This window comes from Delftia sp. SD018 (assembly GCF_017355445.1).
Taxonomy (GTDB): domain Bacteria; phylum Pseudomonadota; class Gammaproteobacteria; order Burkholderiales; family Burkholderiaceae_C; genus Comamonas; species Comamonas acidovorans.
Genome location: NZ_JADDRN010000001.1, coordinates 511,256 through 524,229 on the forward strand (window position 1 = coordinate 511,256; position 12,974 = coordinate 524,229).

The 12,974-nt window shown below is 66.3% G+C and carries 13 protein-coding genes; all 13 read left to right on the plus strand.

Going from position 1 to position 12,974, the window contains the following annotated elements:
* Nucleotides 1–165: 165 nt before the first annotated feature.
* The 13 genes from INR38_RS02320 to INR38_RS02380 all read left to right on the plus strand — a co-directional run bounded on the left by INR38_RS02320 (nt 166) and on the right by INR38_RS02380 (nt 12,848).
* A complete protein-coding gene (locus INR38_RS02320) occupies nt 166–2,184 on the plus strand; it encodes a DUF11 domain-containing protein (protein WP_207442145.1) in 2,019 nt (672 codons plus the stop codon).
* A 223-nt stretch (nt 2,185–2,407) separates the two neighbouring features.
* Complete coding sequence (locus tag INR38_RS02325) at nt 2,408–2,725, plus strand: FmdB family zinc ribbon protein (RefSeq protein WP_012207253.1); 318 nt, start codon at nt 2,408–2,410, stop codon at nt 2,723–2,725.
* An 18-nt stretch (nt 2,726–2,743) separates the two neighbouring features.
* Nucleotides 2,744–3,367, plus strand: a complete 624-nt coding sequence (locus INR38_RS02330) for a DUF502 domain-containing protein (protein ID WP_012207252.1) — start codon at nt 2,744–2,746, stop codon at nt 3,365–3,367.
* 41 nt (nt 3,368–3,408) lie between these two features.
* Nucleotides 3,409–5,211 carry an aspartate--tRNA ligase gene (gene aspS, locus INR38_RS02335; RefSeq protein ID WP_043824963.1) on the plus strand — a complete coding sequence of 601 codons (1,803 nt, stop codon included), beginning with the start codon at nt 3,409–3,411 and terminating at the stop codon, nt 5,209–5,211.
* Nucleotides 5,212–5,289: 78 nt separating this feature from the next.
* Nucleotides 5,290–6,114 (plus strand): CsgG/HfaB family protein, encoded by an 825-nt coding sequence (locus INR38_RS02340; RefSeq protein ID WP_207442144.1) that lies wholly within the window; start codon nt 5,290–5,292, stop codon nt 6,112–6,114.
* Nucleotides 6,114–6,599 (plus strand): dihydroneopterin triphosphate diphosphatase, encoded by a 486-nt coding sequence (nudB, locus tag INR38_RS02345; protein WP_012207249.1) that lies wholly within the window; start codon nt 6,114–6,116, stop codon nt 6,597–6,599. Before INR38_RS02340 ends, nudB begins: the two co-directional genes overlap by 1 nt.
* Nucleotides 6,600–6,626: 27 nt before the next feature.
* Nucleotides 6,627–7,400 (plus strand): endonuclease/exonuclease/phosphatase family protein, encoded by a 774-nt coding sequence (locus INR38_RS02350; RefSeq protein WP_012207248.1) that lies wholly within the window; start codon nt 6,627–6,629, stop codon nt 7,398–7,400.
* Between the two features lie 129 nt (nt 7,401–7,529).
* A complete protein-coding gene (gene folE / locus INR38_RS02355) occupies nt 7,530–8,252 on the plus strand; it encodes a GTP cyclohydrolase I (RefSeq protein WP_013800846.1) in 723 nt (240 codons plus the stop codon).
* 112 nt (nt 8,253–8,364) lie between these two features.
* On the plus strand, nt 8,365–9,246 hold the full coding sequence (locus INR38_RS02360) for an EamA family transporter (RefSeq protein ID WP_013800847.1): 882 nt from the start codon (nt 8,365–8,367) through the stop codon (nt 9,244–9,246).
* Nucleotides 9,247–9,260: 14 nt separating this feature from the next.
* Nucleotides 9,261–10,124 carry a DUF429 domain-containing protein gene (locus INR38_RS02365; RefSeq protein ID WP_207442158.1) on the plus strand — a complete coding sequence of 288 codons (864 nt, stop codon included), beginning with the start codon at nt 9,261–9,263 and terminating at the stop codon, nt 10,122–10,124.
* Between the two features lie 45 nt (nt 10,125–10,169).
* The gene (locus INR38_RS02370; RefSeq protein WP_012207244.1) at nt 10,170–10,814 is read left to right on the plus strand and encodes a LysE family translocator; all 645 of its coding nucleotides are present in this window, start codon (nt 10,170–10,172) and stop codon (nt 10,812–10,814) included.
* A gap of 62 nt (nt 10,815–10,876) precedes the next feature.
* Nucleotides 10,877–11,764: an alpha/beta fold hydrolase gene (locus INR38_RS02375; protein ID WP_242698931.1), complete on the plus strand. Its 888-nt coding sequence runs from the start codon at nt 10,877–10,879 to the stop codon at nt 11,762–11,764.
* A gap of 58 nt (nt 11,765–11,822) precedes the next feature.
* Nucleotides 11,823–12,848 (plus strand): AraC family transcriptional regulator, encoded by a 1,026-nt coding sequence (locus INR38_RS02380; RefSeq protein WP_012207242.1) that lies wholly within the window; start codon nt 11,823–11,825, stop codon nt 12,846–12,848.
* Nucleotides 12,849–12,974 lie beyond the last annotated feature (126 nt).

Sequence of the window (12,974 nt, forward strand, 5' to 3'; positions counted from 1 at the left end):
CATAATTTGCAAAAACAATTGATGACAATCATCAATAGTTATTAACTATATAGTCAGCGGCTGGGATTGTGGAGGTCCCGGAATGCTGACTTGGGTGGTGTGAAGCACAGGTCGTGACAGTACGGCGGACCTCCGAATAGCAAACGCTTGGGAGGAAGCACCGTCATGAAAACACTCAAACTGATTGCGAGGGCTCGCCAACTGAAGCTGCGGCCTGTTGCCGGCGTCCGGTTCCGATGGAGTTGGCTTGGAGGCGCCTTGCTTGTGCCAGCCCTGTGCGGCCAGGTGGCAATGGCTGCGCCGAGGATCCCGGTCGCGCCGGTCATTGTCTGGAGCGAGGACTTCGAAAACCCGCAGACACCCCCCATCACCACGGAGGGGCGGGATCTGCTGGTCTACCAGGGCGCGGACCCTGCGGGGCAGATGTATACCGCCGACCCCCTGTACCGGATGAGCGCCAACCAGTGCAATGGCATAGTCACGTCCTTCAACCAGGATCCAACTTCGGCGACGATGAGTGCGGCCTGCGGTTCCCAAGGCAATTGGAACGCCCTGCAGCAGATGGCGGAGGTCGCAGGGCGCTATCAGGGCCAGAGTGCGGCGGATGCGATCAAAAATCACGTCATGGCGATGCTTACAGCGAATGGAACCTATCCTGCTGGCGCAATTGCCTTTCGCACCAAGGCCAATATTCCGCAAAGTTCCGGCAGCAGATTCCTCACGGCCCGTGCCGATGTGGTGGCGAACTTCTGCTCGTCAGGATTCGTCGCTCCGTTGCTGCGTTTTTCTCTTGTCAATGACGCTAATGCGGAACTGCCCATCTCCATGAATGCTGTCGATCCATGCGTGGATGGTGTGTCGTTCAATACGATGCCTATCGGTATTGGGATCATACAAACGGCCAGGGCCCAGACAGTGACCTCTCCCGGAGCCCTGCTCTTCAGCGGAGCCTCTGTCGGGTTTGTTCTGCACAACGACCAGACCAGCTCCATGGGCAACGATTCGTCGATCGACAACGCGCAGATCATCGATGTCACGCCGCAGCTGGACAAGGCCTTCTCGCCTGCCAGCATCCACCTCGGCCAGGTCTCCCGGCTGACCATGACCATCACCAATACGACCGATCTGCTGCGCAAGCGAGGCTGGTCGTTTACCGACAACCTGCCTGCAGGACTGGTCGTCGAGGGCAATGCCAGCACCACCTGCCCCGGCACGACCGTGCAGGCGGCAGCAGGCGGCAGCACCGTGACCGTGTCCAACGGAGACCTGGCCCAGGGCGCCGCCTTCTGCGAGGTGAGCCTCGACGTGCGTCCGACCGCGACAGGCAGCTTCACCAACGGTCCTTCCAACCTCAGTCTGATCGGCCTGAACCAGCCGGCCACACTGGCCGTGCTGGCGGTTGCGCCAGCGGCCGACATGCAGGCCGCCAGCGTTGATCTTCCGCCGTCCATGACGGTGGGGGCACCGGTGTCCGGCAGCTTCAGCTGCACCAATGCCGGCCCCAGTGCAGCGACGGCGGCTTCGTGCGTGATCTCCGGCCTGCCAGCCGGGGCGACCACGTCCTGCACGCCCGGCGTGCCCACGGCCTCGCCATTGGCATCGGGCGGCAGCATTGCCTGCACAGTGCAGTTCACGCCCACCACAACGGGCACCATCGCGGCCTTGGTGACGGCGAGCAGCAGCACGGTGGATCCGGTGCCGGCCAACAACACCAAGGCCCACCCCTTCAACCCCGTGGAGCGGGCCGATATGCAGGCCACCAGCGTCACGCTGCCGGCCACCGCCAACGTGGGTGTTCCCGTGAAGGGATCGTTCGTCTGCACGAATGCCGGCCCCAATGCGGCGGCCTTTGCCAATTGCTCCATCGCAGGGCTGCCGGCAGGTGCCAGCACCTCATGCACGCCTGCGGTACCGACTGGCACACCGCTGGCCTCGGGTGCCCGCATTTCCTGCACGGTGAGCTTCACGCCCACCACGCAGGGCAGCCTGACAGCCACGGTGACGGCGGTCAGTGGAACCACGGACCCGGAGCCGGCCAACAATTCGCGTGACCAGGAGTTGGTGGTTGCTGCCGCATTGACGCCGGAGCCGGTCCCCGCCACCGGGGTGCCTGCCCTGGTGCTGATGGGCCTTGCCGTCATGCTGGCCGGTATGGGGATGCAGCGGCGCCGGGCACGGCGCTGAACATGGACGCGGCAGGCGCCCCGGCAGCGGGGCTTGCCGGCACCGCCCTGATGGAATGCCAGTCCGCGCGACTGGCATTTTGCATTTCGGGCCATCAGGTACCGACTGATGCATGCGGCTTGCGGCTCTCTGGCCTGGGCCTTTGGGGGCAAGGCAGCCGCAGTATCGGGCGGATGCCTATAATCGAAAGTTTTGCATCTTCTCTCGTATAAGCATTAGCGCCATGCCTATTTATGCATACAAGTGTGGCTCCTGCGGTCATGCCAAGGACGTGCTGCGGAAAATCTCGGATGCTCCGCTGACGACCTGCCCGGCCTGTGGTGCCGAGGCCTTTTCCAAGCAGCTGACGGCTGCCGGCTTCCAGCTCAAGGGCTCGGGCTGGTACGCGACCGACTTCAAGAACAGCGGCAGCAAGAGCGCCGCCACGCCGGCTCCAGCGGCCGACACCCAGGCCTCGGATACATCTGCCGCACCTGCGACAACTGCGCCTGCGCCTGCTGCGGCCCCCGCATCCGCTCCCGCACCCTCCACGGGCCATTAATCAAGGCTTGCATTTCTCATGTCCGCTCTGCGCAAATGGCTGTTCGCCGGCCTGCTGGTGATTGTTCCTCTGGTGATCACGCTGGGCGTGCTCAACTGGATCATCGGCACGCTGGACCAGACGCTGGCCATCCTGCCCGAGGCCTGGCATCCGGACCGGCTGCTGGGTTTCCACATTCCCGGCTTCGGCGTGGTGCTCACGCTGCTGATCCTGCTGGTGGTTGGCGCTGCGGCCAGCAACTTCATCGGCCGCAAGCTTGTCTCCTGGGGCGATGCGGTGGTCAGCCGCATTCCCGTGGTGCGCTCCATCTATTCCAGCGTCAAGCAGGTGTCCGACACCGTCTTCTCGGACAGTGGCAATGCGTTTCGCACTGCCGTGCTGGTGCAGTGGCCGCGCGAAGGCGTCTGGACCGTGGCCTTCGTCACCGGCTCGCCCAGCGGAGAGGTCGCCGCCTATCTGCGTGACGAATACCTGAGCGTCTTCGTGCCGACAACGCCGAACCCGACGGGCGGCTATTTCGTCATCGTTCGCAAGAGCGATTGCATCGAGCTGGAAATGAGCGTGGATGCCGCGCTCAAGTACATTGTTTCGATGGGCGTGGTGACTCCTCCGGATCTCACACTGCCCGCGGAATCCAAATAACAAACTGTCGCGCCCATCCCGGGCGCAGGAAGCTTTTCATCATGGCCATGCGCTCCCATTACTGCGGTCTAGTGACCGAAGCCCTGATGGGCGAAACCGTTACCCTGTGCGGCTGGGTGAACCGTCGCCGCGACCATGGCGGCGTGATCTTCATCGACCTGCGCGACCGCGAAGGCTATGTGCAGGTGGTCTGCGACCCCGACCGTGCCGAGATGTTCAAAACCGCCGAAGGCCTGCGCAACGAGTTCTGCGTGCAGGTCAAGGGCCTGGTGCGCGCACGTCCCGAAGGCACGACCAACGACAAGCTCAAGAGCGGCCAGATCGAAGTGCTGTGCCACGAGCTGAACGTGCTCAATGCCTCGGTCACGCCCCCGTTCCAGCTGGACGACGAGAACCTGTCCGAGACCGTGCGCCTGACCAACCGCGTGCTGGACCTGCGCCGTCCCTACATGCAGCGCAACATGATGCTGCGCTACCGCACGGCCATCCAGGTGCGCAACTTCCTGGACAAGGAAGGCTTCATCGACATCGAAACGCCCATGCTGGGCAAGAGCACGCCCGAAGGCGCGCGCGACTACCTGGTGCCCAGCCGCGTGCACGATGGCGAGTTCTTCGCCCTGCCGCAGTCGCCCCAGCTGTACAAGCAGATGCTGATGGTGGCCGGCTACGACCGCTACTACCAGATCACCAAGTGCTTCCGCGACGAAGACCTGCGCGCCGACCGCCAGCCCGAGTTCACGCAGATCGACTGCGAGACCTCGTTCCTGGGCGAAGAGGAAATCCGTGCCATCTTCCAGCGCATGATCACCGAGGTCTTCAAGACCCAGCTGGACGTGGATCTGGGCGAGTTCCCGATGATGACGTACCAGGATGCGGCCTTCCGCTTCGGCTCGGACAAGCCTGACCTGCGCGTCAAGCTCGAGTTCACCGAACTGACCGAAGTCATGAAGGACGTGGACTTCAAGGTGTTCTCCACCCCCGCCACGACCAAGGGCGGCCGCGTGGTCGCGCTGCGCGTGCCCGGCGGCTCGCAGATCTCGCGCGGCGAGATCGACCAGTACACCGAATTCGTCAAGATCTACGGCGCCAAGGGCCTGGCCTGGATCAAGGTCAACGAAGTGGCCAAGGGCCGCGATGGTCTGCAGTCTCCCATCGTCAAGAACCTGCATGACGCGGCCATTGCCGAGATCCTCAAGCGTACGGGCGCACAGGACGGCGACCTCATCTTCTTCGGCGCCGACAAGGAAAAGATCGTCAACGACTCCATCGGCGCGCTGCGCCTGAAGGTGGGTCACAGCGAATTCGGCAAGGCCAACGGCCTGTTCGAGAACCGCTGGGCGCCGCTGTGGGTGGTGGACTTCCCCATGTTCGAGCACGACGAGGAAAACGACCGCTGGGCGGCCGTGCACCATCCCTTCACCTCGCCCAAGGACGGCCACGAGGAGCTCATGGTCACCGACCCGGCCAACTGCCTGGCCAAGGCCTACGACATGGTCCTGAACGGCTGGGAGCTGGGCGGCGGCTCGGTGCGTATCCACCGCGCCGACGTGCAGAGCAAGGTGTTTGACGCGCTCAAGATCTCGCCCGAAGACGCTCGCGCCAAGTTCGGCTACCTGCTGGACGCGCTGCAATACGGCGCGCCCCCGCACGGTGGCCTGGCCTTCGGCCTGGACCGCCTGATCACGCTGATGACGGGTGCCGACTCCATCCGTGACGTGATCGCCTTCCCCAAGACCCAGCGTGCCCAGGACCTGCTGACGCAGGCACCTTCGCCCGTGGACGAAAAGCAGCTGCGCGAGCTGCACATCCGCCTGCGCAACCCGCTGGCGGCCACCCAGGGCTGAGGACCGGGCCTGGCGGCTTGATACGGACGGCAGAAGCTGGCACAGCTTCTGCCGTTTTTCTTTTTGCGGAGAGCTTTCATGCGTTTTCAAGGCATTGCATCGGTGGCGCTGGCTGTGCTGGCAGGGCTGGCAGGGCTGGGTCTGTCCGGCTGCGGAGAAAAGAAGACCGAGCTGGGGCAGGGCGGCTCGGAGATCACCGGCTCCGCCGGGCCCCTGGGCGCGAACAATGGCTCGCGCGAACTCGTGCGCTGCGACGCGCCCGTGGCCACGCTGGCCCTGGCCGAGAATCCCAACGGCTACGTCATGGGGTCGGGCTACCAGCTGCCTGCCTCGCCCGTGCCGCTGATCAAGCTGCTGGCCCAGCAAAGCGGCTGCTTCCGTGTGGTGGACCGGGGCGCGGGCCTGCGCGGCACGGTGCAGGAGCAGGACCTGAAGAACGCCGGCGTGCTGCGCGAGAGCTCCACGGTGCGCAAGGGCCGTGGCTATGAGGCGCAATACACGCTGACGCCCAGCCTGACCTTCAGCGAGCAGGACGCGGGCCGGGGCCTGGCCGGCGTGGTTGCCATGATTCCGGTGCTGCGGGACATCGCGGGGTTGGTCGGCATGGTCGAGCAGGTCAAGTTCAAGGAGGCGCAGACCGCGCTGCTGCTGTCGGACAACGAAACTACCGAGCAGGTGGCCGCTGCCACGGGTGCCGCCCGCACCACCGATCTGGGCGTGGGCGGCATGGTGCTGGGCCGCCTGGGCGCGGCGGGCGCGGGCTGGAGCAATACCAACGAGGGCAAGGTCATCGCCGCCGCCTTTCTGGATGCGCACAACCAGCTCGTGCATCAGGTACGCGCGCTGCAGGCCAAGGAGTTGCCACCGCCCGTGGCGACCAAAGCGGTCCAGGGCAAGGGCTGATGCCTGCCATGCCAGGCTACAAGATCCCTGAATCGGTGCTGGTCGTCATCTACCGCGATGACGGGCAGGTGCTGCTGATGCGCCGCACGGCACCGGCGCCTGAGGGCGGGGAGTTCTGGCAGTCGGTGACGGGCAGCAAGGACCATGAAGGCGAGTCCTGGCGCGAGACCGCAGTGCGCGAGGTGCGGGAAGAAACCGGCATCGACCCCGAGGCGCCCGGCTGCCTGCTGCAGGACTGGGCGCTGGAGAACATCTACACCATCTACCCTGCCTGGCAGCACCGCTATGCGCCCGGTGTATGGCACAACCGCGAGAGGGTTTTCGGCCTGCGGATTCCGTCCTACACCCCTGTGTTCTTGAATCCGAGGGAACATACCGCATCTGCTTGGCATCATTGGCATGACGCTGCCGAGCGCTGCTACTCCCCGTCCAATGCGGAAGCCATCCTGATGCTGCCGCGATTCGCTTCACTGGAGCTGGACTGATCCCGATCCCTGTGTTCCTGACCGCCTATGACTGACAACGTGAAATCCTCCCACGAGGTGGACCCCGGCCCGTCCATACTGCGCGTCGCGACCTACAACATCCACAAGGGCGTGCAAGGCATGGGTCCCGTGCGCCGCCTGGAGATCCACAACCTGGGACACGCTGTGGAGCAGCTCGATGCCGACATCGTCTGCCTGCAGGAAGTGCGCAAGATGAACCACAAGGAGGCCGCCTACTTCGAGCGCTGGCCCCAGGTGTCGCAGGCGGAGTATCTGGCTCCCCTGGGATACGAGGCCGTCTACCGCACCAATGCCTACACGCGCCATGGCGAGCATGGCAACGCGCTGCTCACCCGCTGGCCCGTGGTGGGCCACCAGCACGAGGACATCTCCGACCACCGCTTCGAGCAGCGGGGCCTGCTGCATGTGGAGGTGGAAGTGCAGAACCGGCGCGTGCACACCATCGTGGTGCATCTGGGGCTGATCCCCGGCAGCCGCGTGCGCCAGGTCTCCCAGCTCAAGCGCTTCATCGAGCGCGAGGTGCCGCCCGGCGCGCCCGTGGTGGTGGCGGGCGACTTCAACGACTGGGGTGGCCAGATCAAGCGCATGCTCGGCGGTTTCGGCCTGTACGAATACGACGAATTGCCCAGCGTGCCCACCTATCCCTCGCGCCTGCCGCTGGCCCAGCTGGACCATGTCTACGTGCGTGGCCTCACCCCGCTGGGCCTGCATGTGCCCAAGGGACGCATCTGGTGGCGCATGTCCGACCATCTGCCGCTGATTGCCGAATTCCGCCTCTAGCCCCGGGTTCTGTCACACAAGCCATTCTTTTGCTATTGAAATGATAGCTTTCAGCGCGGGCAGAACCTGCGTTTGGGTGGAAAATCCCTTGCGTGCCATGCCGCGGGTTTCGCTGTTACCATGCCAGCCATGTTCAGAGAACTCGTCGACATGAAACAAGACAGCCAGGCCGAGGGCACCCCCGTCTCGGTCAAGATCCGCGAACGGTTGAAGCAGGCGCAAAAGCGCTTTCATGCGAACGACAACATCTCCGAATTCATCGAGCCCGGTGAACTCGAGCTGCTGCTCGACGAAGTCCAGGACAAGATGCAGGGCGTGCTCGACAGCATGGTCATCGACACCACGCACGACCACAACACGCGCGCCACGGCGCGCCGCGTGGCCAAGATGTATGTCAACGAGGTGTTCCGCGGCCGCTATGTGGCGCAGCCCGCCATCACCGAGTTCCCCAACGCCGAGCACCTCAACGAGCTGATGATCGTCGGCCCGATCACGGTGCGCAGCGCCTGCAGCCACCATCTGTGCCCGGTGATCGGCAAGATCTGGATCGGCGTGCTGCCCAACAAGAACACCAATGTCATCGGCCTGTCCAAGTACGCGCGGCTGGTGGACTGGATCATGGGCCGCCCCCAGATCCAGGAAGAGGCCATCATCCAGCTGGCCGACCTGATCCTCGACAAGACCCGCCCCGACGGCCTGGCCGTGGTGATGGAGGCTTCGCACTTCTGCATGTCCTGGCGCGGCGTGCGCGAGATGGACAGCAAGATGCTGAACTCCGTCATGCGCGGCGCCTTCCTCACCAATCCTGAACTGCGCCGCGAGTTCCTCTCGCTGGTGTCCAGCCGCAGGTAACTCCCCCGGGGTGGCGTCCCCGGACGCCTCAGACAAGACCCCAGGCTGCGCAGTGCGCGGCCTTTTTTCTTTCCCGCGCCAAGCCCAAGCCCCGCTTTCCCCGGACCTGACCATGTCGCTGCAAGCCTTTGCCCTGATCATCATTGCCGGCCTCATCCATGCCGGCTGGAACATCGTGGCCAAGAAGGCGGGCGGCGACTCGCGCTTCGCCTTCTTCACCTCGGTCATCATGATGGTGATCTGGGCACCGCTGGGCTGGTGGGTGGGGCGCGATGTGGTGCCCACATGGGGGCGCAACGAATGGCTGGTGGTGCTGGCCAGCGGCCTGCTGCACGTGGCCTACTACGTCACCTTGCTGCGCGGCTACCGCAGCGCGGACCTCACCGTGGTCTATCCGCTGGCGCGCGGCTCCGGGCCGCTGCTGTCGTCCATGGTGGCGGTGGTGTTCCTGGGGGAGCAGATTTCCTCGCTGGGCGTGCTGGGCATTGCCGGCGTGGTGGTTGGCGTGTTCCTGATCGCGGGCGGCCCCGGCCTGCTGCGCGCACGCCATGACCCCGAAGCGCGCGAGCGGCTGCGGCTGGGCCTGTGGTACGGGCTGCTGACGGGCGCCTTCATCGCCAGCTACACCGTGGTGGACGGCTACGGCGTGAAGATGCTGCTGATGTCGCCCATCCTCATCGACTACATGGGCAACTTCGTGCGCGTGTTCCTGCTCGCTCCCGTGGTGCTGCGCGACCTGCCCACTGCGCGCAGCCTGTGGCGCACGCAGTGGCGCTTCGCGGCCCTGGTGGCGCTGATCAGCCCCATCGCCTATGTGCTGGTGCTCTACGCCATGCAGGATGCACCCATGTCGCACGTGGCGCCTGCGCGCGAAGTCTCCATGCTGTTCGCGGCGCTGATCGGCGGCCACATGCTGCGCGAAGGCGACCGCCTGGCGCGCATTGCGGGCGCGGTGTGCATTGCCGTCGGCGTGACGGCGCTGGGCCTGGGCTGAGCGCCATGGCTGCAATGCGGGTGCTGGGCTGCGATTTCAGCAGCCGGCCTACGGTGCGCAAGCCCATCACCATGGCCCTGGGCCACCTGCTGGCTGGCGACACGGTGGTCCTGCAGGAGCTGCTGGAGTTCGCCTCGCTGGACGCATGGGCCGCCTGGCTGGCCCGGCCCGCCGATGTGGCGCAGTCGGCGCAGTCGGCCTGGGTGGGCGGATTCGACCTGCCTTTTGGCCTGCCGCGCGAACTGGTGGAGCAACTGGGCTGGCCCACGGATTGGGCGGCCTGCATGGATCACTACGCCGGCCTCACGCGCCAAGCCATACGCGAGCAGTTCAAGGCCTTTTGCGCGGCGCGGCCCCCAGGCGGCAAGTTCGCGCACCGCGCCACGGACGGGCCTGCCGGTGCCAGCCCTTCCATGAAGTGGGTCAATCCGCCCGTGGCCTACATGCTGCATGCCGGGCTGCCCTTGCTGCGCGCGGCTGGCGTACATCTGCCGGGCCTGCAACGGCCAGGCGAAGGCGATGCGCGCCGCGTGGCGCTGGAAGCCTACCCGGGCATGCTGGCGCGTGCCGTGATCGGCCGCCGCAGCTACAAAAGCGACGAACCCGCGCGACAAACGTCCGAACGCCATCAGGCGCGTGTGCAATTGCTGGCGGCGCTGGAGCGCGGCGACAACCCGCTGGCGCTGCGCCTGCGTATCGACGCCGAAGAAGCCCGCAACCAGTTGCTGGCGGACGGCAGCGGAGACCGGCTGGACGCCGTGATCTGCATGCTGCAGGCCGCCTGGGCGGTGGCCCGCCATGCGCAGGGCGATGCGCTCTACGGGCTGCCGCATGACCTGGATCCGCTGGAAGGCTGGATCGTCACCGCGCAAGCCTGACCCAAGCCGCGCTGGAACATGCGATGAATCGAAAAGAGAGAAGCGATGCCGACCTTTGAAACCCTGCTTGCCTTTTTTGGCGTGGCCGTGCTGCTGGGCCTGAGCCCGGGGCCTGACAACCTGTTCGTGCTCATGCAATCGGCCCAGCGCGGCTGGCGCGTGGGGCTGTGCGTGGTGCTAGGCCTGTGCCTGGGGCTGGTGGTGCATACGGCGGCGGTTGCGTTGGGCCTGGCGGCGCTGGTGGCTGCATCGCCCCTGCTGTTCACCGCCATCAAGCTGTGCGGCGCGGCCTATCTGGCCTGGCTGGCCTGGGGCGCGCTGCGCGCCGTGGCCCGGCCGGGCGAGATGCCGCTGGCCGGCGCAGCCGACCCGCTGACCCCCGCACGGGCGCTGCGCTGGGTGGGGCGTGGCGTGGTGATGAACCTCACCAATCCCAAGGTGCTGATCTTCTTCCTGGCCTTTCTGCCGCAGTTCGCTGACCCCGCGCGCGGCAGCGTGGCCACCCAGGTGATGGTGCTGGGCTGCGTGTTCATGCTGGCGGCGCTGCTGGTGTTCGGCGCCATCGCCTGCTGTTCGGGCTGGTTCGGCGTGCTGCTTCAGCGCTCCGTGCGCGCCCAGAACTGGCTCAACCGCGTGGCCGGGCTGGTCTTCCTGGGCATGGCCGTGCGGCTGGCCCTGGTGCAGCGTTAGGAATACTCTGCTTTTCGCTGCGGGCCACGGCGCAAGGGCCGGGCCGTGGCACAGTCCACGCCATGCTTTCCCGATTGCGCAATCTTTCATGGCCTGCCGCCTTGCTGATGGCCGGATTGTCCGGACTGGCCCTGCTGATGGTGGCGGCCTGGCTGGTGGGCAGCCTGTTGAGCCAGCCGGACCACCAGCCTGTCGGCGCGCCGCCCGCGGACTGGCCGGTCCAGACGCTGCAGTTGCCCACCGACGAGGGCGGGCAGGTCCGGGGCTGGTTCGCCAAGGGGCAGCCGGGCCATGGTGCCGTGCTGCTGCTGCACGGCGTGTACGCAGACCGGCTGGCCATGCTGGCGCGTGCGCGCATGCTCCATCGGCAGGGGTACTCCGTCTGCCTGATCGACCTGCCCGCGCACGGCGAAAGCAGTGGCGAGCGCATCAGCTTCGGCATGGTCGAAGGCGCAGGCGTGCGTGCCGCCATGGCCTATGTGCGGCAGCAGCTGCCGGGCGAGAAGGTGGCGGTGATCGGCACATCGCTGGGCGGCGCGGCCCTGCTTTTGTCCCATGTGGAGCCGGGGCCGGATGCGGTGGTGCTGGAGTCCGTGTTCCCCGACATACGGCAGGCCATAGACAACCGCGTGCGCGCGCACATCGGCTGGCTGGCGGACGTGGTCACGCCCTTGCTGGCGTGGCAGCTGCCGCTGCGCCTGCATCTGGAGCTGGCGCAACTGCGTCCCATCGACCATGTGAAGGCGCTGGGCGCTCCCGTGCTGATCGCGGCCGGCCTGCAGGACCGGCACACCACGCCCGCAGAAACGCGCGAGCTGTTCGATGCGGCGCGTGAGCCCAAGGCGCTGTGGATGGTGGAAGGCGCCGCGCATGTGGACCTGTACGACTACGCGCCCAAGCCCTACGAGCAGCGGGTGCTGGGATTCCTGGATCGATATCTGGGCCATTGATGGAGACAATGGCGGGCAGGCCTTGACCTGCCCATCTGACGCCGTCTCCACCAAGCCCATGCCACAGACCACGGCCCACACCATTGCCATTGCCCAGGTCCTGCAGATCGTGCAGGGCGTGCAGCGCAATGGCATGGATGTGCCAGCCATCCTGCGCCGCGCCGGCATTGCGCCGGCCCTGCTGGATGCGCCGCTGTCGCGCGTGACCCAGGCGCAGTACGCGGCGCTGATCCGCGTGCTGCGCCGCGTTTGCCGCGACGAGCTGTGGGGCCTGTGCCGCCATCCGCTGCCCGTGGGCAGTTTTGCCCAGGCCTGCCGCACCATGCTGCCCTGCCGCACGCTGGGCGAGGCATTGCAGGCCGGGCTGCGTTTCTACCGCCTGGTGCTGCGGGACTTCGCTCCCCGGCTGCAGGTGGTGGACGGCGTGGCCCGCATCGCCATGGTGTCGCTGCGCGAGCGTGATGCGCCGCTGGCCTATGCCGAGCGGTCCTTTTGCTTTCTGGGCTATGGCGTCATGTCCTGGCTGGTGTCGCGCAGGATTGAGTTGACGGGCGTGTGTGCACCGGCCGGAGCCAGCATGCCGTATGGCACGGAGGCGCAGCGCCTGTTCCTGGCGCCGCTGCAGCGTGACCGCGACTTCACGGGGCTGGAGTTCGATGCGCGCTGGCTGGAGCTGCCCGTGGTGCAGACCCCGGAGAGCCTGGCCGAATTCCTGGACCAGGCGGCCATGGGCCTGGTGATCCGCTACCGCGACCGCACGCGCCTGGGCGAGCGCATCCGCCGCCTGCTGCGCCGCGATCTGGCGGGGGAGCTGCCTTCGCTGGAGCAGGTGGGCGCCGCGCTGTCCATGACACCGCAGACGCTGCGCCGCCGCCTGCGCGACGAAGGCCTGGGCTTCCAATCCCTCAAGGACGACCTGCGCCGCGACGCCGCCATCGAATTGCTGAACCGCCCGGATCTGACCCTGGCCGACATCGCGGCCCGCGTGGGGTTTGCGGAGGCCAGCACCTTTCACCGCGCCTTCAAGGGCTGGACCGGCCTGCCGCCGGGCGCCTACCGGCAGGCCCAGCATCGCGGCCGCTGATCTTTTTTGCCAATCATTTTGAGACGATCGGCGATTGGTGGCGGAAGGCCCGGTGGCCACACTGTCCATGGACCCTGCCACTGCGGCAGGGCACACCGCCCCGCCAACGAGGGCGGAGCACCGAAG